This window comes from Enterobacter cloacae complex sp. 342H5, assembly GCF_050030905.1.
GTDB lineage: Bacteria > Pseudomonadota > Gammaproteobacteria > Enterobacterales > Enterobacteriaceae > Enterobacter > Enterobacter intestinihominis.
In genome coordinates, this window is sequence record NZ_JBLGVB010000001.1 from 2,963,421 (window position 1) to 2,984,460 (window position 21,040).

At 58.0% G+C, this 21,040-nt stretch carries 15 protein-coding genes; 13 read left to right on the top strand and 2 right to left on the bottom strand.

The genetic code is table 11. The annotated features are described in order from the left end of the window. Nucleotides 1-140: 140 nt before the first annotated feature. From ACQG03_RS14185 to yegS, 10 genes are all read left to right on the top strand, one after another. Complete coding sequence (locus ACQG03_RS14185) at nt 141-1,343, top strand: MdtA/MuxA family multidrug efflux RND transporter periplasmic adaptor subunit (RefSeq protein ID WP_063147723.1); 1,203 nt, start codon at nt 141-143, stop codon at nt 1,341-1,343. Then, nucleotides 1,343-4,465 carry an MdtB/MuxB family multidrug efflux RND transporter permease subunit gene (locus tag ACQG03_RS14190; RefSeq protein ID WP_023300557.1) on the top strand — a complete coding sequence of 1,041 codons (3,123 nt, stop codon included), beginning with the start codon at nt 1,343-1,345 and terminating at the stop codon, nt 4,463-4,465. The genes ACQG03_RS14185 and ACQG03_RS14190 overlap by 1 nt, the downstream gene beginning before the upstream one ends. Beyond that, a complete protein-coding gene (gene mdtC, locus ACQG03_RS14195; RefSeq protein WP_063162887.1) occupies nt 4,466-7,543 on the top strand; it encodes a multidrug efflux RND transporter permease subunit MdtC in 3,078 nt (1,025 codons plus the stop codon). Next, nucleotides 7,544-8,959 (top strand): MFS transporter, encoded by a 1,416-nt coding sequence (locus ACQG03_RS14200; RefSeq protein WP_045621313.1) that lies wholly within the window; start codon nt 7,544-7,546, stop codon nt 8,957-8,959. Continuing rightward, the gene (baeS, locus tag ACQG03_RS14205; RefSeq protein WP_023306582.1) at nt 8,956-10,359 is read left to right on the top strand and encodes a two-component system sensor histidine kinase BaeS; all 1,404 of its coding nucleotides are present in this window, start codon (nt 8,956-8,958) and stop codon (nt 10,357-10,359) included. Before ACQG03_RS14200 ends, baeS begins: the two co-directional genes overlap by 4 nt. After that, nucleotides 10,356-11,078 (top strand): two-component system response regulator BaeR, encoded by a 723-nt coding sequence (baeR, locus tag ACQG03_RS14210; protein ID WP_015572364.1) that lies wholly within the window; start codon nt 10,356-10,358, stop codon nt 11,076-11,078. The genes baeS and baeR overlap by 4 nt, the downstream gene beginning before the upstream one ends. Nucleotides 11,079-11,254: 176 nt before the next feature. Beyond that, on the top strand, nt 11,255-12,616 hold the full coding sequence (gene yegQ, locus ACQG03_RS14215; RefSeq protein ID WP_063162886.1) for a tRNA 5-hydroxyuridine modification protein YegQ: 1,362 nt from the start codon (nt 11,255-11,257) through the stop codon (nt 12,614-12,616). A gap of 408 nt (nt 12,617-13,024) precedes the next feature. Next, nucleotides 13,025-13,990, top strand: coding sequence for a hypothetical protein (locus ACQG03_RS14220; RefSeq protein ID WP_063162885.1), 966 nt, complete (start codon nt 13,025-13,027; stop codon nt 13,988-13,990). Nucleotides 13,991-13,997: 7 nt separating this feature from the next. After that, nucleotides 13,998-14,603, top strand: coding sequence for a hypothetical protein (locus ACQG03_RS14225; protein WP_022651497.1), 606 nt, complete (start codon nt 13,998-14,000; stop codon nt 14,601-14,603). Between the two features lie 170 nt (nt 14,604-14,773). Beyond that, on the top strand, nt 14,774-15,673 hold the full coding sequence (yegS, locus tag ACQG03_RS14230) for a lipid kinase YegS (RefSeq protein WP_063162884.1): 900 nt from the start codon (nt 14,774-14,776) through the stop codon (nt 15,671-15,673). A gap of 87 nt (nt 15,674-15,760) precedes the next feature. Here yegS and fbaB read toward each other — a convergent pair whose 3' ends face one another. Next, on the bottom strand, nt 15,761-16,813 hold the full coding sequence (gene fbaB, locus ACQG03_RS14235; protein WP_022648654.1) for a class I fructose-bisphosphate aldolase: 1,053 nt from the start codon (nt 16,811-16,813) through the stop codon (nt 15,761-15,763). A 248-nt stretch (nt 16,814-17,061) separates the two neighbouring features. Between fbaB and ACQG03_RS14240 the strand changes: the two genes are divergently transcribed. The 3 genes from ACQG03_RS14240 to ACQG03_RS14250 are packed head-to-tail and all read left to right on the top strand — an operon-like array spanning nt 17,062 to nt 20,290. Further along, nucleotides 17,062-18,339: a nucleoside permease gene (locus ACQG03_RS14240; RefSeq protein ID WP_022648655.1), complete on the top strand. Its 1,278-nt coding sequence runs from the start codon at nt 17,062-17,064 to the stop codon at nt 18,337-18,339. Next, the gene (locus ACQG03_RS14245; RefSeq protein ID WP_063162883.1) at nt 18,336-19,340 is read left to right on the top strand and encodes an ADP-ribosylglycohydrolase family protein; all 1,005 of its coding nucleotides are present in this window, start codon (nt 18,336-18,338) and stop codon (nt 19,338-19,340) included. Before ACQG03_RS14240 ends, ACQG03_RS14245 begins: the two co-directional genes overlap by 4 nt. After that, the gene (locus ACQG03_RS14250; RefSeq protein WP_048966449.1) at nt 19,337-20,290 is read left to right on the top strand and encodes a PfkB family carbohydrate kinase; all 954 of its coding nucleotides are present in this window, start codon (nt 19,337-19,339) and stop codon (nt 20,288-20,290) included. Before ACQG03_RS14245 ends, ACQG03_RS14250 begins: the two co-directional genes overlap by 4 nt. Here ACQG03_RS14250 and ACQG03_RS14255 read toward each other — a convergent pair. After that, on the bottom strand, nt 20,264-21,010 hold the full coding sequence (locus tag ACQG03_RS14255) for a GntR family transcriptional regulator (RefSeq protein ID WP_022648658.1): 747 nt from the start codon (nt 21,008-21,010) through the stop codon (nt 20,264-20,266). The two genes, ACQG03_RS14250 and ACQG03_RS14255, sit on opposite strands and share 27 nt — an antisense overlap. Nucleotides 21,011-21,040 lie beyond the last annotated feature (30 nt).

Below are 21,040 nucleotides of genomic sequence, written 5' to 3' on the forward strand. Positions count from 1 at the left end.
GAAGCCGCCACCCGGCGAAACAACGCACCACACTCAGACCATTCCTGACAGTCTTCCATATTTCCTCCATTTTTCCGCTGTGTTACCTGACTAAACTAGTATCATTCCCCGAAAGTGTTTCAGGACGAGAACGTATAACGATGAAAGGCAGTAACAAATCCCGCTGGGCAATCGCCGTTGGTCTGATTGTGGTGGTCCTGGCCGCCGCCTGGTACTGGCACAGCCAGTCCGCGAACTCCACGGCACCTGCTGGCGCCAATAGCCCCTCACAACGTCCAACGGGCGGCGGGCGCCACGGTATTCGCGGCGCGGCGCTGGCACCGGTGCAGGCGGCAACGGCGGTGAATAAAGCGGTGCCTCGTTATCTCTCCGGGCTGGGAACCATTACCGCCGCCAACACCGTGACGGTACGTAGCCGCGTGGACGGTCAGCTGATGGCCATCCACTTCCAGGAAGGCCAGCAGGTGAAAGCCGGCGATCTGCTGGCGGAAATCGACCCAAGCCAGTTTAAGGTGGCCCTGGCGCAGGCGCAGGGGCAGCTCGCGAAAGACAAAGCCACCCTCGCCAATGCCCGCCGCGATTTAGCCCGCTATCAGCAGCTGGTAAAAACCAACCTCGTGTCGCGCCAGGAGCTGGATACCCAGCAGTCTCTGGTCAGTGAATCTCAGGGCACCATCAAGGCCGACGAAGCCGCGGTCGCCAGCGCCCAGCTCCAGCTCGACTGGAGCCGGATCACCGCGCCGATTGACGGCCGCGTGGGCCTGAAACAGGTTGATATCGGCAACCAAATCTCCAGCGGCGATACCACGGGCATCGTGGTGATCACCCAGACGCACCCTATCGATCTCGTCTTTACCCTGCCGGAAAGCGACATTGCGACGGTGATACAGGCGCAGAAGGCCGGAAAAGCGCTGGTGGTTGAAGCCTGGGATCGCACCAACAAGCAGAAGCTGAGCGAAGGTTCGCTGTTGAGCCTGGATAACCAAATCGATACCACCACCGGCACCATCAAGCTTAAAGCACGCTTCAACAATCAGGACGATGCCCTGTTCCCGAATCAGTTCGTCAATGCGCGAATGCTGGTCGCGACAGAAGAAAACGCCGTGGTGATCCCGACGGCGGCCCTGCAAATGGGCAGTGAAGGCAACTTTGTCTGGGTGCTGAACAGCGAAAACAAGGTTAGCAAACATCTGGTGAAAACCGGGATCCAGGACAGTCAGACGGTGGTGATCAGTGCCGGGCTGTCCGCTGGCGACCGCGTCGTAACCGACGGTATTGACCGTCTGACCGAAGGGGCGCAGGTCGAGGTGGTGGAAGCGCAGAATACAGGAGCAAAAGCCTGATGCAGGTGATGCCGCCGAGCTCTACAGGTGGGCCATCACGCCTGTTTATCTTACGTCCGGTTGCGACGACCCTGTTGATGGTGGCGATCCTGCTGGCCGGGATCATTGGCTACCGTTTTCTGCCCGTGTCGGCGCTGCCGGAAGTGGACTACCCGACCATTCAGGTTGTCACCCTCTATCCGGGCGCCAGCCCGGATGTGGTGACGTCCGCCATCACCGCCCCGCTGGAGCGTCAGTTTGGCCAGATGTCTGGCCTGAAGCAGATGTCCTCCCAGAGCTCCGGCGGTGCCTCGGTCGTCACGCTTCAGTTCCAGCTCACGCTGTCGCTGGACGTCGCCGAGCAGGAGGTGCAGGCCGCGATTAACGCCGCCACTAACCTGCTGCCGTCTGACCTGCCGAATCCACCGGTTTACAGCAAGGTCAACCCGGCAGACCCGCCGATCATGACCCTTGCCGTCACCTCCTCCGCCATGCCGATGACGCAGGTGGAAGACATGGTCGAAACCCGCGTGGCGCAGAAGATTTCGCAGGTGACCGGCGTCGGGCTGGTGACGCTGGCGGGCGGTCAACGCCCCGCTGTGCGCGTTAAGCTCAATGCCCAGGCCATTGCCGCGCTGGGGTTAACCAGCGAAACCATTCGCACCGCCATCAGCAGCGCCAACGTTAACTCAGCGAAGGGCTCGCTGGACGGCCCAACCCGTGCGGTCACGCTCTCTGCCAACGACCAGATGCAGTCCGCCGATGAATACCGCCAGCTGATTGTGGCCTATCAAAACGGCGCGCCGATCCGCCTGGGCGACGTGGCAACCGTCGAACAAGGCGCGGAAAACAGCTGGCTCGGGGCGTGGGCCAATAAGCAGCAGGCGATTGTCATGAACGTTCAGCGCCAGCCGGGCGCGAACATTATTGATACTGCCGACAGCATTCGCACCATGCTGCCGCAGCTGGTGGAAAGCCTGCCAAAATCGGTGAGCGTGAAAGTGCTTTCTGACCGCACCACGAATATTCGCGCCTCGGTGTCAGACACCCAGTTCGAGCTGATGCTGGCGATTGCGCTGGTGGTGATGATCATCTACCTGTTCCTGCGCAACGTTCCGGCAACCATCATTCCCGCCGTCGCCGTGCCGCTCTCGCTGGTCGGGACGTTTGCGGTGATGGTGTTCCTCGACTTTTCGATTAATAACCTGACGCTGATGGCGCTCACCATCGCCACCGGGTTCGTGGTGGACGATGCCATCGTGGTCATCGAGAACATCTCGCGCTATATCGAAAAAGGTGAAAAGCCCTTAGCCGCCGCGCTGAAGGGCGCAGGAGAAATTGGCTTTACCATCATCTCGCTCACCTTCTCGCTGATTGCGGTGCTGATCCCGCTGCTGTTTATGGGCGATATCGTCGGGCGGCTGTTCCGCGAGTTTGCCGTGACGCTGGCGGTCGCCATTCTGATCTCTGCCGTGGTGTCGCTGACGCTAACGCCGATGATGTGCGCCCGCATGCTGAGCCACGAATCTTTGCGCAAGCAAAACCGCTTCTCGCGCGCCTCCGAGCGGATGTTCGAGCGCATTATCGCCGCCTACGGCCGCGTGCTGGCGAAAGTCCTGAACCATCCCTGGGCGACGCTCGGCGTGGCGCTCGGCACCCTGGCGCTCAGCGTGATGCTGTGGATTTTCATTCCGAAAGGCTTCTTCCCGATTCAGGACAACGGCATTATTCAGGGCACGCTTCAGGCGCCGCAGACGGTCTCCTTCGCCAACATGGCGCAGCGCCAGCAGCAGGTGTCTGAGATCATCATGAAAGATCCGGCGGTGGAAAGCCTGACTGCCTACGTGGGCGTGGACGGCACCAACCCGTCGCTCAACAGCGCGCGCCTGCAAATTAACCTTAAACCGCTCGATGACCGCGACGATCGCGTCAACGCGGTAATTGAGCGACTGCAAAGCGCGGTGGCGCGCGTGCCGGGCATTGAGCTGTATCTGCAACCGATCCAGGATTTAACCATTGATACGCAGGTGAGCCGCACGCAGTACCAGTTTACGCTCCAGGCCACATCGCTTGATGCACTCAGCACCTGGGTGCCGCAGCTGGTGGATAAGCTGAAAGCACTGCCGCAGGTTTCTGACGTCAGCAGCGACTGGCAGGATAAAGGGCTGGCGGCGTACGTGAACGTCAACCGCGACACCGCCAGCCGTCTGGGCATTACCATGTCCGACGTGGATAACGCCCTGTATAACGCCTTTGGTCAGCGACTGATCTCCACCATTTACACCCAGGCCAACCAGTATCGCGTGGTGCTGGAACATAACACCGAGAACACGCCCGGGCTTGCCGCGCTGGACTCGATACGCCTGACCAGCAAAGACGGCGGGATTGTGCCGCTCAGCGCCATTGCCAGCGTGGAAGAGCGCCACACCCCGCTGTCGATTAACCATCTCGATCAGTTCCCGTCCACCACCATTTCGTTCAACGTGCCGGATGGGTATTCGCTGGGCGAAGCGGTGGAGGCCATTCTGGGCGCGGAGAAAGAACTCAGCTTCCCGTCCGATATTCAGACCCAGTTTCAGGGCAGTACGCTGGCGTTCCAGGCCGCGCTGGGCAGCACCGTCTGGCTGATTGTCGCGGCGGTGGTGGCGATGTATATCGTGCTTGGCGTGCTGTATGAGAGTTTCATCCACCCGATCACCATCCTCTCCACCCTGCCGACAGCGGGCGTGGGGGCGCTGCTGGCGCTGATGCTGGCGGGGAGCGAACTGGACGTGATTGCGATAATTGGCATCATCCTGCTTATCGGCATCGTGAAGAAAAACGCCATCATGATGATCGACTTTGCGCTGGCCGCCGAGCGCGAGCAGGGTATGGCGCCGCGCGAGGCCATTTACCAGGCCTGCCTGCTGCGTTTTCGCCCGATCCTGATGACCACTCTCGCCGCCCTGCTGGGCGCACTGCCGCTGATGCTGAGCACCGGCGTGGGGGCCGAACTGCGCCGTCCGCTGGGCATCGGCATGGTCGGCGGTCTGCTCGTGAGCCAGGTGCTGACGCTGTTTACCACGCCGGTTATCTACCTGCTGTTTGACCGTCTGGCCCTGTGGACAAAAAGCCGCTTCCCGAAACGTGAAGAGGAGGCGTAAGTGAAGTTTTTCGCCCTCTTCATTTACCGTCCTGTGGCGACGATTTTACTCTCCGTCGCTATCACTCTGTGCGGCGTGCTCGGCTTCCGGCTGCTGCCGGTGGCCCCGCTACCGCAGGTCGATTTCCCGGTGATCATGGTCAGCGCCTCGCTGCCGGGTGCCTCGCCGGAAACCATGGCCTCATCGGTGGCGACGCCGCTTGAGCGATCGCTTGGGCGAATTGCCGGGGTTAACGAGATGACCTCCAGCAGTTCGCTGGGCAGCACGCGCATCATTCTGGAATTTAACTTCGACCGGGATATCAACGGTGCGGCGCGCGACGTGCAGGCTGCGATTAACGCCGCCCAAAGCCTGCTGCCGAGCGGCATGCCGAGCCGTCCAACCTACCGCAAGGCCAACCCGTCCGATGCGCCGATCATGATCCTGACGCTTACGTCAGAGACCTACTCCCAGGGCGAGCTGTACGATTTTGCCTCCACCCAGCTGGCGCAAACCATCGCCCAGATTGACGGCGTGGGCGACGTGGACGTCGGCGGCAGCTCCTTGCCCGCCGTGCGCGTGGGGCTGAATCCGCAGGCGCTGTTTAATCAGGGCGTGTCGCTGGACGACGTGCGATCCGCCATCAGCAACGCCAACGTGCGTAAGCCGCAGGGCGCGATTGAGGACAGCAGCCACCGCTGGCAGATCCAGACCAACGACGAGCTGAAAACCGCCGCCGAGTATCAGCCGTTGATTATTCACTACAACAACGGCGCGGCGGTGCGCCTGAGCGACGTCGCCAGCGTCACCGATTCGGTGCAGGACGTGCGTAACGCCGGGATGACCAATGCCAAACCGGCGATTTTGCTGATGATCCGCAAGCTGCCGGAAGCCAACATCATTCAGACGGTGAACAGCATCCGCGCGCGGCTGCCGGAGCTTCAGGAAACCATTCCGGCGGCCATCGATCTCCAGATTGCGCAGGACCGTTCCCCCACCATCCGCGCCTCGCTTGAAGAGGTAGAGCAAACGCTGATCATCTCCGTCGCGCTGGTAATTCTGGTGGTGTTCCTGTTCCTGCGCTCGGGGCGCGCCACGCTGATCCCGGCGGTAGCGGTCCCGGTATCGCTGATAGGCACCTTTGCCGCCATGTACCTGTGCGGGTTTAGCCTTAACAACCTGTCGCTGATGGCGCTGACGATTGCCACCGGGTTTGTGGTGGATGATGCCATCGTGGTGCTGGAAAATATCTCGCGTCATCTGGAAGCGGGCATGAAGCCGCTCCAGGCGGCGCTTCAGGGGACGCGCGAAGTGGGCTTCACGGTCCTGTCCATGAGCCTGTCGCTGGTGGCGGTGTTCCTGCCGCTGCTGCTGATGGGCGGCCTGCCGGGGCGACTGCTGCGCGAATTTGCCGTCACGCTCTCCGTCGCCATTGGTATCTCACTGGTGATTTCGCTGACGCTAACGCCGATGATGTGCGGCTGGATGCTAAAGCGCAGCCAACCACACTCACAGCCGCGCCGGAAAGGCTTTGGCCGCGTCCTGATGGCGATGCAGTCCGGCTACGGCAAATCGCTGAAATGGGTGCTGAACCACACGCGTATTGTCGGGCTGGTGCTTATCGCCACCATCGGGCTCAACGTCTGGATGTATATCACCATCCCGAAAACCTTCTTCCCGGAGCAGGATACCGGCGTGCTGATGGGCGGTATTCAGGCAGACCAGAGCATTTCGTTCCAGGCGATGCGCGGCAAGCTTCAGGACTTTATGAAAATCATCCGGGAAGATCCGGCCGTAGACAACGTTACCGGCTTTACCGGCGGCTCGCGCGTTAACAGCGGGATGATGTTTATTACCCTTAAGCCGCGCGGTGAACGTCACGAAACGGCGCAGCAGATCATTGACCGCTTGCGGGTGAAGCTCGCCAAAGAGCCGGGGGCGAACCTGTTTTTGATGGCCGTTCAGGATATCCGCGTCGGCGGACGACAGGCTAACGCCAGCTATCAGTACACCCTGCTCTCGGATGACTTAGCCGCCCTGCGCGAGTGGGAGCCGAAGATCCGTAAAGCGCTGGCCGCGCTGCCGCAGCTGGCGGACGTGAACTCCGACAGCCAGAACAACGGCGCGGAGATGGCGCTCACCTACGATCGTGAAACCATGGCCCGCCTGGGCATTAACGTGGAGGCGGCCAACAGCCTGCTTAACAACGCCTTCGGGCAGCGTGAAGTCTCCACCATCTATCAGCCGATGAACCAGTACAAGGTGGTAATGGAAGTTGATCCGCGCTACACCCAGGACATCAGCGCGCTGGACAAGATGTTTGTGATCAATGATGACGGCAAGGCGATCCCGCTGTCGTACTTCGCCAGCTGGCAGCCGTCGAACGCGCCGCTGTCGGTGAACCACCAGGGGCTTTCCGCCGCCTCGACCGTGTCGTTTAACCTGCCAACCGGCTCGTCGCTGTCTGAGGCCAGCGATGCCATTAACCGCGCCATGACCCAGCTTGGGGTGCCCTCCTCCGTGCGCGGCAGCTTTGCCGGTACGGCGCAGGTGTTCCAGGACACCATGAACTCGCAGGTCATTTTGATCCTGGCGGCCATTGCCACGGTGTACATCGTGCTGGGCGTGCTGTACGAAAGCTACGTGCATCCGTTGACCATTCTCTCCACGCTTCCCTCTGCGGGCGTGGGGGCGCTGCTGGCGCTGGAGCTGTTCGGTGCTCCATTCAGCCTCATCGCGCTCATTGGGATCATGCTATTAATAGGTATTGTGAAGAAAAACGCGATAATGATGGTCGACTTTGCCCTGGACGCCCAGCGCAACGGCAACCTGACGCCGGACGAGGCGATATTCCAGGCCTGTCTGCTGCGTTTTCGCCCGATCATGATGACTACGCTGGCCGCGCTGTTCGGCGCACTGCCGCTGGTCATATCCGGCGGTGACGGCTCTGAACTGCGCCAGCCGCTGGGGATCACGATCGTTGGCGGCCTGGTGATGAGCCAGCTGCTGACGCTCTACACCACGCCGGTAGTCTATCTGTTCTTTGACCGCCTGCGGCTGCGTTTTTCGCGAAAAAAGAGAACCACGGTGACCGAGTAAATGACCGACCTACCCAGTAACGTTCGCTGGCAATTGTGGATCGTCGCGTTCGGCTTCTTTATGCAGTCGCTGGACACGACCATCGTGAACACAGCCCTCCCCTCAATGGCGAAAAGCCTGGGGGAGAGCCCGCTGCACATGCATATGGTGATTGTCGCCTACGTGCTGACGGTCGCCGTGATGCTGCCCGCCAGCGGCTGGCTGGCGGATAAAGTCGGCGTGCGGAACATCTTTTTCACCGCCATTGTGCTGTTTACCACCGGCTCGCTGTTTTGCGCCCAGGCCAATACCCTCGACCAGCTGGTGATGGCGCGCGTGCTACAGGGCGTCGGCGGCGCGATGATGGTGCCCGTCGGGCGGTTAACGGTGATGAAAATTGTTCCGCGCGCGCAGTATATGGCGGCGATGACCTTCGTCACCCTGCCCGGTCAGGTCGGCCCGCTGCTGGGCCCGGCGCTGGGCGGTATTCTGGTGGAGTATGCCTCCTGGCACTGGATCTTCCTGATCAACCTGCCGGTCGGTATTATCGGCGCGATTGCCACCCTGACGCTGATGCCGAACTATAAAATGCAGACCCGGCGCTTTGATTTCTTTGGCTTCATCCTGCTGGCAGCTGGCATGGCGACGCTCACCCTGGCGCTCGACGGGCAAAAAGGGCTGGGGATCTCCTCCCTGTCGCTCGCCCTGCTGGTAGCGCTGGGTGTCACCGCCATTCTCTGGTATCTGTGGCATGCCAGAGGCAACGCTAACGCGCTGTTTAGCCTGAACCTGTTCAAGAATCCCACCTACCGTCTTGGTCTGTTCGGCAGCTTTGCCGGACGCATCGGCAGCGGCATGTTGCCGTTTATGACGCCGGTATTTTTACAGATTGGGATGGGCTTCTCGCCGTTCCATGCCGGGCTGATGATGATCCCGATGGTGCTCGGCAGCATGGGGATGAAGCGTATTGTGGTGCAGGTGGTAAACCGCTTTGGCTATCGCCGGGTGCTGGTGGCCGCCACGCTCGGGCTGGCGCTGGTTAGTCTGCTGTTTATGGCCGTGGCGCTGCTGGGCTGGTACTACATCCTGCCGCTGGTGCTGTTCTGCCAGGGGATCATCAACTCCATGCGCTTCTCGTCGATGAACACCCTGACGCTGAAAGATCTGCCGGACGAACTGGCGAGCAGTGGTAACAGCCTGCTGTCGATGATCATGCAGCTCTCCATGAGCGTGGGGGTCACGGTCGCCGGATTGCTGCTCGGCATGTACGGTCAGCACCATCTCAGCGCCGACACCCCCGTCGCGCATCAGGTCTTTTTATACACTTACCTCAGCATGGCGGTAATTATCGCCCTGCCCGCTTTTATCTTTGCCAGAGTACCGAATGACACGACCAAAAACGTTGTGATCCGACGCGGCAAAAGGAGTGCACCATGAAATTCTGGCGTCCGGGGATCACCGGTAAGCTTTTTGTGGCGATTTTCGCCACCTGTATCGTCCTGCTGATTACCATGCACTGGGCGGTGCGGGTCAGCTTTGAGCGCGGCTTTATTGACTACATCAAGCACGGTAACGAACAGCGCTTACAGGGCTTAAGCGACGCGCTGGGGGAACAGTATAGCCTGCACGGTAACTGGCGTTTTCTGCGCAATAACGATCGTTTTATATTTCAAATTCTGCGCTCGCTGGAGCACGATAATGACGACGACCGCCCGGGGCCGGGCATGCCGCCGCACGGCTGGCGCACCCAGTTCTGGGTGATCGATCAGGAGATGCACGTGCTCGTTGGCCCGCGCTCGCCGGTACCGCCGGACGGTACAAAGCGCGCCATTACCTCGAACGGCGCCACGGTGGGCTGGGTTATTGCCTCGCCGGTCGAGCGGCTGACGCGCAACACCGACATCAACTTTGACCGCCAGCAGCGCCAGACCAGTTGGCTGATTGTCGCGCTTTCTACCCTGCTTGCGGCGCTCGCCACCTTCCCGCTGGCGCGCGGCCTGCTGGCGCCGGTTAAACGCCTGGTGGAAGGCACGCATAAGCTGGCGGCGGGTGATTTCTCGACCCGCGTGGACACCCGCAGTCAGGATGAACTGGGCAAGCTGGCGCAGGACTTCAACCAGCTCGCCAGCACGCTGGAGAAAAACCAGCAGATGCGCCGCGACTTTATGGCCGACATTTCGCACGAGCTGCGCACCCCACTGGCGGTGCTGCGCGGCGAGCTGGAGGCGATTCAGGACGGCTTGCGGCAGTTCACCCCCGAATCCGTGGCCTCGCTACAGGCGGAAGTCGGTACGCTGACCAAGCTGGTGGACGATCTGCATCAGCTTTCCATGTCCGATGAAGGCGCCCTGGCCTACCAGAAAGCCCCAATCGACGTGATCAATATCCTTGAAGTCGTGACCGGCGCGTTCCGCGAACGCTTCGCCAGCCGTGACCTGAAAATCAACCTCTCGCTGCCTGACAGCGCGGTGGTATTCGGCGACAGAGATCGCCTGATGCAGCTGTTCAATAATCTGCTGGAGAACAGCCTCCGCTACACCGACGGCGGCGGCGGGTTGCATATCTCCGGCAAGCAGGAGAACGGGCGCTTTGCCCTGACCTTTGCGGACTCCGCCCCTGGCGTGAAGGATGCGCAGCTGGAAAAACTGTTCGAGCGCTTCTATCGCACCGAAGGTTCACGCAACCGCGCCAGCGGGGGCTCCGGCCTTGGGCTGGCGATTTGCGTAAACATTGTGGAGGCGCATGGTGGCACCATCCGCGCCGCCCATTCGCCTTTTGGCGGGGTTAGCATTACAGTAGAGTTACCTCTGGAACGGGATTTATCGAGGGAAGCATGACCGAGTTACCGATTGACGACAACACACCGCGTATTTTGATCGTGGAAGACGAGCCTAAACTTGGGCAACTGCTGATCGACTATTTACGCGCTGCGAGCTATGCGCCAACGCTTATCAGCCACGGCGACCAGGTGCTGCCCTACGTGCGCCAGACGCCGCCGGATCTGATCCTGCTGGATCTGATGCTGCCGGGTACTGACGGCCTGACCCTGTGCCGGGAAATTCGTCGTTTCTCCGATGTGCCCATCGTGATGGTGACGGCCAAAATCGAAGAGATCGACCGTCTGCTGGGGCTCGAAATCGGCGCTGACGATTACATCTGCAAGCCTTACAGCCCGCGGGAGGTGGTCGCTCGCGTGAAAACCATCCTCCGCCGCTGCAAGCCGCAGCGTGAATTGCAGGTGCTGGATGCACAAAGCCCGCTGATCGTCGACGAAAGCCGCTTCCAGGCGAGCTGGCGCAGCAAACTATTGGATCTCACCCCCGCGGAGTTCCGCCTGCTGAAAACCCTCTCCCACGAGCCGGGAAAAGTGTTTTCCCGCGAGCAGCTGCTCAACCATCTGTATGACGATTACCGCGTGGTGACCGACCGCACCATCGACAGCCACATCAAAAACCTGCGCCGCAAGCTGGAGGCGCTGGACGCCGACCAGTCGTTTATTCGCGCGGTGTACGGCGTGGGGTATCGCTGGGAAGCGGATGCGTGCAGGATTGCCTGACAACATTCTCCCCTCACCCTGCCCTCTCCCCAGGGGGGAGAGGGTTAGGGTGAGGGGTCCGGGCTTTACCTCCCCGCCCCGCAGCGCTACAATGCCCGCCCTTAAAGTGGGGGATCTCCCCTTACCGCTGCACCTGGTGCACGCGGATCTGACCTGTCATCAGAACGAGAACAAACATGTTTAAACCGGAACTCCTTTCCCCGGCGGGAACGCTGCAAAATATGCGTTACGCTTTCGCCTATGGTGCCGACGCCGTCTACGCGGGCCAGCCGCGCTATTCGCTGCGCGTGCGTAACAACGAATTCAACCACGAGAATCTTCAGCTCGGCATCAACGAAGCGCATGCCCTGGGCAAAAAATTCTACGTGGTGGTGAACATCGCGCCGCACAACGCCAAGCTGAAAACATTCATTCGTGACCTGAAGCCGGTCGTGGAGATGGGGCCGGACGCGCTGATCATGTCGGACCCGGGTTTAATCATGCTGGTTCGGGAGAACTTCCCGGAGATGGACATTCACCTCTCGGTGCAGGCTAACGCCGTCAACTGGGCAACGGTGAAATTCTGGAAGCAGATGGGGCTGACCCGCGTCATTCTGTCTCGCGAGCTGTCTCTCGAAGAGATCGAAGAGATCCGCACCCAGGTGCCGGATATGGAAATCGAAATCTTCGTCCACGGCGCGCTGTGCATGGCCTACTCCGGCCGCTGCCTGCTCTCTGGCTACATCAACAAGCGTGACCCGAACCAGGGCACCTGCACCAACGCCTGCCGCTGGGAATATAACGTTCAGGAAGGCAAAGAGGATGACATCGGTAACATCGTGCATAAACACGAGCCGATCCCGGTCACCAACGTTGATCCAACGCTGGGTATCGGCGCGCCTACCGACAGCGTGTTTATGATCGAAGAAGCCAAACGTCCGGGTGAATACATGACCGCCTTTGAAGACGAGCACGGCACCTACATCATGAACTCGAAAGATCTGCGCGCCATCGCACACGTCGAGCGTTTAACCCAGATGGGCGTACACTCCCTGAAAATCGAAGGCCGCACCAAGTCCTACTACTACTGCGCTCGTACCGCGCAGGTGTATCGCAAAGCCATCGACGATGCCGCCGCCGGTAAACCGTTCGACACCAGCCTGCTGGAAACGCTGGAAGGTCTGGCGCATCGCGGCTATACCGAAGGTTTCCTGCGTCGACATACCCACGACGACTACCAGAACTACGAGCATGGCTATTCGATTTCCGAACGCCAGCAGTTTGTAGGCGACTTCACCGGCGAGCGTAAAGGCCCGCTGGCCGCCGTCGCCGTAAAAAACAAATTCACTAAAGGCGACAGCCTGGAGCTGATGACACCGCAGGGCAACATGAACTTCCGCCTGGAGCATCTGGAAAACAAAAAAGGTGAGGCGATTGAGGTCGCACCTGGCGACGGCCATGTGGTCTGGCTGCCGGTTCCTGAAGAAGTAGAGCTGGAGTTTGCGCTGCTGATGCGCAATTTTGAAGGTGAAAATACCCGAAATCCGCACGGCAAATAGTCAATCAACGGGATTTTTTCACGCTGGGATAATTCTTAGAATCGGATCACATACCGCTTCGTTCAATACGGGTATTATCCCCCCGCTGAAAAACATAACCCATAAATGCTAGCTGTACCAGGAACCACCTCCTTAGCCTGCGTAATCTCCCTTACGCGGGCTTATTTTTTTGTTAACTCCTGAAATTTTTCCCCCTGATAAATATGGCGTTGCATTGACCCGGGAAAGGTTTGTGTCAGCATTAGGCGTATCATCTAAGCAAGTCAAACGAACAAAGGATCCTAATCACATTTTTAATGGATTTGAGAGGGATGAACACTATTCGGAACATTCCTAATTTTAAGTGTTAACAGGACCTTTACTCTTGATTTATTAACAATCAACGTTTCACACGGACGGAGAGATGAAGTGACATTCACAGGACAACTTTCAAAGGATCTTCCAGATTACGAACTCGCACGCAGTCTTGGTCTTGCCTCTGGCGGCGATATAAATTTCACAGCACTTGCAGGTCAACTGGACTGCAGCAGAAATTTTAGCCAGGCCGGGATTATCTACTCAGACGGTACACGTCAGTGGCTAGTACGGCCATCAAGAAGGATTGCGACACCAAACGCAAGCTCGGTTAGTCATGTAGTCATAACCAAAGTAAATGCCTCACAAGTTAACCCCGTTCACGCAACAACGGCTACGATTCAGTCCCCTTCCCTGGCGACTGAAATTGGTTCAACGGCAATTTCCTGCGGAGCCGCAATTCTTACTGTTGTACTTGCGGCAGGGGCCGGTATGGCTATACCTCTCACTGCAGGGTCTTCCGGTGCTATAGCCGCTGTGATTTTAGCCGGTGGTGTAGCAACTGGAATTCAATGTGCAAATGGGCTTGGCCGACTATCGTTGATTGCTATGAATCACGATGACTACGTTGCGTGGATGGACTCCCAGGAGTGGTATACAGCAACCAACACAGCCCTGGATGCGATTTCTCTTGCCGGGGCTGCTGCGGGTTTAAAAAGCGCTGCATTAACATATCGCCTTCTTAACCATTCATCGTCTGAGAGTTTGCTCTCCTTATTACAAAAAATGAGCCGGGCCGACCGTACGCGATTAACAGAGGAGATTATTCGTATCCGCAATCCCGGCATCTCGAATTCAGGTGTAAAAGCAGCAATGAAGGCAGGCGTGTATCCCAAACGTTATCCGTCAGAAGCGTTGCAGTTGCTCTTACAGCGTGAGTTGCTGAATACCATTTCAAATTCTTCTGCCTTCGTTGGAAGTGCCATCTCAGGAAATATCAGAAATCCACAGAATGTTGCACAAACGGGTAAATACATTTTTGGTTTAATTCAGTCTTTTTCATTTACAGGAAGTTATTGACCCGTCCATGATGAAATACATTAAAGATAGCCTTGCATTAAGTGCTTTGGTTAAAAGTAAAATGGCGACCGATGATCTCAACCAGCTTGAAACATTAAAAGAACAGTTAAAAGATCGGTTCGGCGTTCCTGTGGGCGTCCATATGACAGGAATTCCTTTGGCAGTGAGCACGTTACTGGCTATTTTTTGCTACGCCATGCTGCAAGTGTCCCTCTGGTTGTTGCTGTTTCGCTGGCTCGGCTTACCCGAATTTAAGGTTATGATGGGAGTATTCATTGCAGCGATTGTGTATTGTCTGGTAGTGATGAGCACGATGTTTCTGACTACACGAGGTTCTTTACCTGGATATAAACTGCATATTTTCGTCATTACGCTGACAGGCATAATGAGCATCATTTATTTCATCTGGACGGGGATTTCGCTTTTATTCGGCCCAGTTGAGAACTACACACCGCAAATAACCTCTTTGCTGGGGCTGGGATGTTTCTTTTTGAACATTATGTGGATGAATTCATCGATTTTTTACCGCTCCATTGCGCTAACGCTACATAATCGGGTCTGGCGTAAGCAGCTCAAAATCGAGGCAAGGCCAATGTCACACCTCAAACGTTGACCACAATAGTCAATTGAGCGGCAGTAGTATGCACTGTAAGCGCTACGGGGTTCTTTAGTCGATTTCAAAGCCCTTACGCGGGCTTATTTTTTGCCTTTCATCCTGTTCTTACCCGCTTTTTCCCTCTCTGGGATACACTCTTTCTATAGCTAAAAAAGGGAGCAACCCGGATGGCAACCTATCCAGACAGTTTATTAATTCTTAACGGCAAGAGTGCAGGCAACGATCTGCTGCGCCAGGCGATTACCGAATTGCGTGAAGACGGAGCATGCATACACGTGCGAGTAACGTTTGAAAAAGGCGATGCGGCGCGCTACATCGACGAGGGCATCAGGTTAGGTGTTCAGACCATCATTTCCGGCGGCGGCGACGGAACGATCAACGAGATCGCCGGTGCGCTCATTGACCTCAACGCCGCAGCTCGCCCGGCGATGGGCATTTTACCGCTCGGTACCGCCAACGATTTTGCCACCAGCGCCGGTATTCCGGAGGATGTAGGAAAAGCGCTACAGCTGGCCATTCTCGGTAAGGCTACCGCCGTCGATATTGCTCAGGTGAATGAAAAAACCTGCTTTATCAATATGGCGACGGGCGGTTTCGGCACGCGCATTACCAGCGAAACGCCGGAAAAACTGAAGGCCGCGCTGGGCGGCGTATCATATTTGATCCACGGCCTGATGCGCATGGACACCCTCAAGCCCGACAGCTGTGAGATCCAAGGTGAAAACTTCCACTGGCAGGGCGACGCGCTGGTGATTGGTATCGGCAACGGGCGGCAGGCGGGGGGCGGTCAGCAGCTTTGCCCGGAAGCATTGATCAACGACGGTCAATTACAGCTGCGTATTTTTACCGGCGACGGGCTGCTGCCTGCGCTGTTTACGACGCTGACGCAGCCAGAGGAGAGCCCCAATATCATCGACGGCACATCCGCGTGGTTTGAGGTGATCGCCCCCCACGGCATGACCTTTAACCTTGACGGAGAGCCGCTCAGCGGCGAGCGATTCCGCATTGAGGTGTTGCCCGGGGCGTTGCAGTGCCGGTTGCCGCCGGACTGTCAGCTTTTGCGCTGATGTGTTGCCGGGTGGCGGCCCTCTTCCCGTATGCACTGAACAGTCCCCTCTCCCCGTTGGGGAGAGGGTTAGGGTGAGGGAAGAGGCTTAAGCGATCGTGACCTTACTGTCCAGATAGACGTCCTGAACCGCGTTGATCAGCTTCACGCCGTCGGCCATAGATTTTTTGAACGCCTTACGGCCGAGGATCAGCCCCATGCCGCCCGCGCGTTTGTTAATCACCGCCGTGCGCACCGCATCGGTCAGGTCGGTTTCACCGCCTGCCGCACCGCCGGAGTTAATCAGCCCGGCGCGGCCCATATAGCAGTTCGCCAGCTGGTAGCGCACCAGATCGATCGGGTTGTCGCTGGTCAGCTTGCTGTAGACGCGGTCGTCGGTATAGCCAAAGTTCACCGCTTTATAGCCGCCGTTATTCTCGGCCATTTTCTGCTTCACGATGTCCGCGCCGATGGTCGCCGCAAGGTGGTTTGCCTGACCGGTCAGATCCGCAGACACGTGGTAATCCACTCCGTCTTTTTTGAACGAGCCGTTACGCAGATAGGCCCACAGCACGGTTACCATGCCCAGCTCGTGGGCGCGCTCGAACGCCGCGGAGATCTCTTCTATCTGACGACGCGACTGTTCAGAACCGAAATAGATGGTTGCCCCGACCGCCACCGCACCCATATTGAACGCCTGCTCGACGCTGGCGTAGAGCGTCTGGTCGTATTCGGTTGGGTAGCTCAGGGTTTCGTTGTGGTTCAGCTTAACGAGGAACGGAATGCGGTGGGCATAGCGACGCGACACGGAGGCCAGCACGCCGTAGGTGGAGGCCACGCAGTTACAGCCCGCCTCAATCGCCAGCTCGACGATATTTTTCGGATCAAAATAGAGCGGGTTCGCGGCAAACGATGCCCCCGCAGAGTGTTCAACGCCCTGGTCAACGGGCAGAATAGAGAGGTACCCGGTTCCGCCCAGGCGGCCGGTATTATAAAGCGTCTGCATGTTTCGCAGTACGGCAGGAGGACGGTTGTTGTCGACCATGACGCGGTCTACGTAATCATGGCCAGGCAGATAAAGCTGGTCGGCTGGAATGGTCATACAACGATGCTGTAAAAGGCTGTCGGCGTCTTTGCCAAGCAGCTGCGCAATATCAGTCATAGTGATGCTCCCGTATGTCCGACATGATGTCGGAGCGTGTGATCCAAGCCCACGTTTTTGCAGGCAGACTAAGCCTGGTACCGACTTAACCTATTTTCCACCATTTGCAACTTTTTTAAGCACAATCTGCTGGCTCGTTTCATGTACAACATTTTTGTTACACTGATCAAACAATCGCCTTAAAGGTATTTAAAAGGTATTATCACATGGTATGTTACATGCGTACCTCTGACATGCAGGATTAAAAAATGAAAACGAAAGTCCAACTGTCATTCATGATGTTTGTTGAATGGTTTATCTGGGGCGCGTGGTTTGTGCCGCTGTGGCTGTGGCTGAGCAAGAGCGGGTTTACCGCCGGGGAAATTGGCTGGTCCTATGCCTGTACCGCTATTGCCGCGATCCTCTCTCCTATCCTGGTCGGCTCGCTGACTGACCGTTTCTTCGCCGCCCAGAAAGTGCTGGCCGTGCTGATGTTCGCTGGCGCGATTCTGATGTATTTCGCAGCACAGCAAACCCAGTTCAGCACCTTCTTCCCGCTGCTGCTGGCCTACTCCCTGACCTATATGCCGACCATCGCGCTGACGAACAGCATCGCTTTTGCGAACGTCGATGACGTGGAGGCTGATTTCCCGCGCATCCGCGTGATGGGCACCATCGGCTGGATTGCATCCGGTCTGGCGTGCGGCTTCCTGCCGCAGATGATGGGCTATAGCGACATCTCTGACACCAATATCCCGCTGCTGATGACCGCTGCCAGCTCCCTTCTGCTCGGCGTCTTCGCACTTTTCCTGCCGAATACCCCGCCGAAGAGCACCGGCAAGCTGGATATCAAAGTGATGCTGGGGCTGGATGCGCTGATCCTGCTGCGCGATAAAAACTTCCTGGTGTTCTTCTTCTGCTCATTCCTGTTCGCCATGCCGCTGGCTTTCTACTACATCTTTGCCAACGGCTATCTCACCGAAGTGGGGATGAAAAACGCCACCGGCTGGATGACCCTCGGCCAGTTCTCTGAAATCTTCTTCATGCTCGCTCTGCCGTTCTTTACCAAACGCTTTGGTATTAAGAAGGTCTTGCTGCTGGGCCTGATCACCGCCGCCATTCGCTACGGCTTCTTTGTTTACGGCGGTGCCGAACAATACTTCACCTACGCCCTGCTGTTCCTCGGCATTCTGCTGCACGGCGTAAGCTATGACTTCTATTACGTCACCGCGTACATCTACGTGGATAAAAAAGCGCCCGTGCATATGCGCAACGCGGCGCAGGGCTTGATCACGCTGTGCTGTCAGGGCTTTGGTAGCCTGCTGGGTTACCGTCTCGGCGGCGTGATGATGGAAAAAATGTTCGCCTATAAAGAGCCGGTGAATGGGCTGACCTTCAACTGGGCCGGAATGTGGACGTTTGGTGCAATCATGATTGTAGTGATTGCCGTGCTGTTTATGCTGTTTTTCCGCGAATCGGATAAAGAGATCACCGCAATTGAGGTGGTTGATGGCGATACCGCGCTGACACGAGGGGAAGTTAAATGAAACAAGACCGTATTCTCGGTGCTCTTTACGGGCAGGCGTTAGGGGATGCGATGGGGATGCCGTCTGAACTGTGGCCGCGCAAGCGGGTGAAAGCGCACTTCGGCTGGATCGACCGTTTCTTACCCGGCCCGGCTGAGAATAATGCCGCCTGCTACTTTAATCAGGCCGAATTTACGGATGATACGTCGATGGCGCTGTGCCTGGCCGACGCGATTATCGAATGCGACGGGGAAATTAATCCTGACGTTATCGGTAAGCATATTCTGGACTGGGCGCTGGATTTTGACGCGTTCAATAAGAATGTGCTCGGCCCGACCTCCAAAATTGCCCTGAACGCCATCCGTGACGGCAAGCCGGTGAGCGACCTGGAAAATAACGGCGTCACCAACGGGGCGGCGATGCGCGCCTCCCCGCTGGGATGCCTGCTACCGGCCACGCGTCTGGCACATTTTGTTGAACAGGTTGCGTTAGCCTCCAGCCCGACCCATAAATCGGATCTCGCCATCGCCGGTGCGGTGGTGATCGCGTGGGCGGTTTCACGCGCTATCGACGGCGAGCGCTGGCAGAACATCTCCGATGCCCTGCCGGGTATTGCCCGTGCGGCGCAGGAGGCGAACACGACCACTTTCAGCGCATCGCTTTCCGCTCGTATTGAGCTGGCCCTGAAAACCGTGCGCGAAGCCAACGGTACGGAGTCCGCCAGCGAGCAGATCTATCAGCTTATTGGCGCGGGCACGAGCACCCTGGAGTCCGTTCCGGCGGCGATTGCGATGGTCGAACTTGCTGGCACCGATCCGAACCGCTGCGCGGTGTTATGCGCTAACCTGGGCGGTGATACGGACACTATCGGCGCGATGGCAACGGCCATCTGTGGCGCGCTGCACGGTGTACAGGCCATTGATCCGGCGCTTAAAAGCGAACTTGATGCCGTAAACCAGCTTGATTTCGGACGCTACTGCGAAAAACTGCTGCACTTCCGGGAGCAAAGGGAGGGCGTATGAGTGCTTTTGCCCGCCGTCTCGAAACCCTTCACGCTACGCGCCCCGTAACGGTGCTCGGCGCGGCGGTCATCGACGTGATTGCCGACGCCTACGCCCTGCCCTGGCGCGGGTGTGATATCGAGCTTAAGCAACAGGGAGTGAATATTGGCGGCTGCGCGCTGAATATCGCCATCGCCCTCAAGCGGCTCGGCATTGCAGCGCAAAACGCGCTTCCCGTTGGCCACGGCGTGTGGGCCGATATTATCCGTAATGCCATGGCGAAGCAGGATCTGCACAGCGCCGTGGAAGCGGAAACGGGCGATAACGGCTGGTGCCTGGCGCTGGTGGAGCCTGATGGTGAACGGACCTTCATGTCGTTTAGCGGTGTGGAGAATCAGTGGCAGCAACGCTGGCTGGACGGGTTAAGCGTGCCAGAGAAAAGCCTGATCTATTTGTCCGGCTACCAGTTGGCGTCGCCCAGCGGCGAGCTGCTGACGGCCTGGGTGGAACGTCTTCAGGATGTGACGCTCTTTATCGATTTCGGTCCGCGCATCGCGGATATTCCCGACCCGCTGATGGCGCGGATTATGGCCCGTAAACCGGTTGTCTCGCTCAATCGGCAGGAGGCGGAACTTGCCGCCGAATGGCTTGGCGTGAACGTGGAACAGCTCGGCACTCAGTGGCAGCAACGGTTTGGCGCTGCGCTAATCGTACGCCATGATAAAGACGGGGCGGTCTGGTACGACGGTGACGCTTCCGGACACGTTCCGGCGTTTCCTGCTACCGTGGTCGATACCATCGGCGCCGGTGACAGCCATGCGGGAGGTACCCTTGCCGGGCTGGCTGCGGGATGGTCACTGCCAGAGTCGGTGCAGCTTGGCAATGCCGTGGCCGCCTGGGTAGTCAGCCATCGCGGTGGAGACTGCGCCCCCACGCGCGAGGCCCTACTCCTCGCATACAAAGACGTATAGGTCGCTGCGGCAGTAGCTGATGCTGTACTCAATTGGCCGCTGCTGTTGATCGAGCGCGACTTGCTTGATCACCAGCACCGGTATCTTATCGTCCATCTTGATATGCGCCTGAAACTCGCTGTCCGGCATCCGGGCGCTGACGCGGGAACGGGTGCGCTGCGGAAAGATATTCTGGCTGCGGAAGTAATCATAAAGCGAGACGCCAATGTCGTCCGGGTTGGGAATTAATCCTACCGGTACCCAGGACTCCTCTATCGATACCGCATCGTCATCCACGTAACGGATGCGCTTAAGCAAAAACACATCGCTTTCCGGCGCAAGGGAAAGATGGCGGGCGATCTCTTCCGGGCACTTCACGATGCGTTTATTGACCCACAGGGTGTTGGGCGTTTTGCCACGCAGCACCACCTGCTGAGAAAAGCCGCGCGCCTCTTTCAGCGAATATTCAAAGATATTGTTGATTTGCGTCCCGTATCCACGCGCGCGGGTGACGACGCCAGCCTCTTCCAGCGCCTGCATGGCTTTACGCACCGTAATACGCGACACTCCGGCCAGTTGGCTCAGATCGCGCTCGCCGGGCAAAATATTACCGTGCGCGAGCACACCGCTGCGCACCGCGTTCTTAACCGTTTCGGCAAATTTCAGATACAGCGGCGTGTTGTCCGGTGCGGCAATTCGTTCCTTGAGTTGAGCAATTAACCGGGTATGCGCTTGTTCCATCTCTGTTTTTCTCTGGCATGAGTTTCATGC

Coding starts and splice junctions, on each gene's coding strand:
- yegQ (WP_063162886.1), top strand. CDS start 11,255: ATGTTTAAACCGGAACTCCTTTCCCCGGCGGGAACGCTGCAAAATATG.
- fbaB (WP_022648654.1), bottom strand. CDS start 16,813: ATGACTGATATTGCGCAGCTGCTTGGCAAAGACGCCGACAGCCTTTTA.
- ACQG03_RS14250 (WP_048966449.1), top strand. CDS start 19,337: ATGAGTGCTTTTGCCCGCCGTCTCGAAACCCTTCACGCTACGCGCCCC.
- baeR (WP_015572364.1), top strand. CDS start 10,356: ATGACCGAGTTACCGATTGACGACAACACACCGCGTATTTTGATCGTG.
- ACQG03_RS14245 (WP_063162883.1), top strand. CDS start 18,336: ATGAAACAAGACCGTATTCTCGGTGCTCTTTACGGGCAGGCGTTAGGG.
- ACQG03_RS14240 (WP_022648655.1), top strand. CDS start 17,062: ATGAAAACGAAAGTCCAACTGTCATTCATGATGTTTGTTGAATGGTTT.
- yegS (WP_063162884.1), top strand. CDS start 14,774: ATGGCAACCTATCCAGACAGTTTATTAATTCTTAACGGCAAGAGTGCA.
- baeS (WP_023306582.1), top strand. CDS start 8,956: ATGAAATTCTGGCGTCCGGGGATCACCGGTAAGCTTTTTGTGGCGATT.
- ACQG03_RS14200 (WP_045621313.1), top strand. CDS start 7,544: ATGACCGACCTACCCAGTAACGTTCGCTGGCAATTGTGGATCGTCGCG.
- ACQG03_RS14190 (WP_023300557.1), top strand. CDS start 1,343: ATGCAGGTGATGCCGCCGAGCTCTACAGGTGGGCCATCACGCCTGTTT.
- ACQG03_RS14185 (WP_063147723.1), top strand. CDS start 141: ATGAAAGGCAGTAACAAATCCCGCTGGGCAATCGCCGTTGGTCTGATT.
- ACQG03_RS14255 (WP_022648658.1), bottom strand. CDS start 21,010: ATGGAACAAGCGCATACCCGGTTAATTGCTCAACTCAAGGAACGAATT.
- ACQG03_RS14225 (WP_022651497.1), top strand. CDS start 13,998: ATGATGAAATACATTAAAGATAGCCTTGCATTAAGTGCTTTGGTTAAA.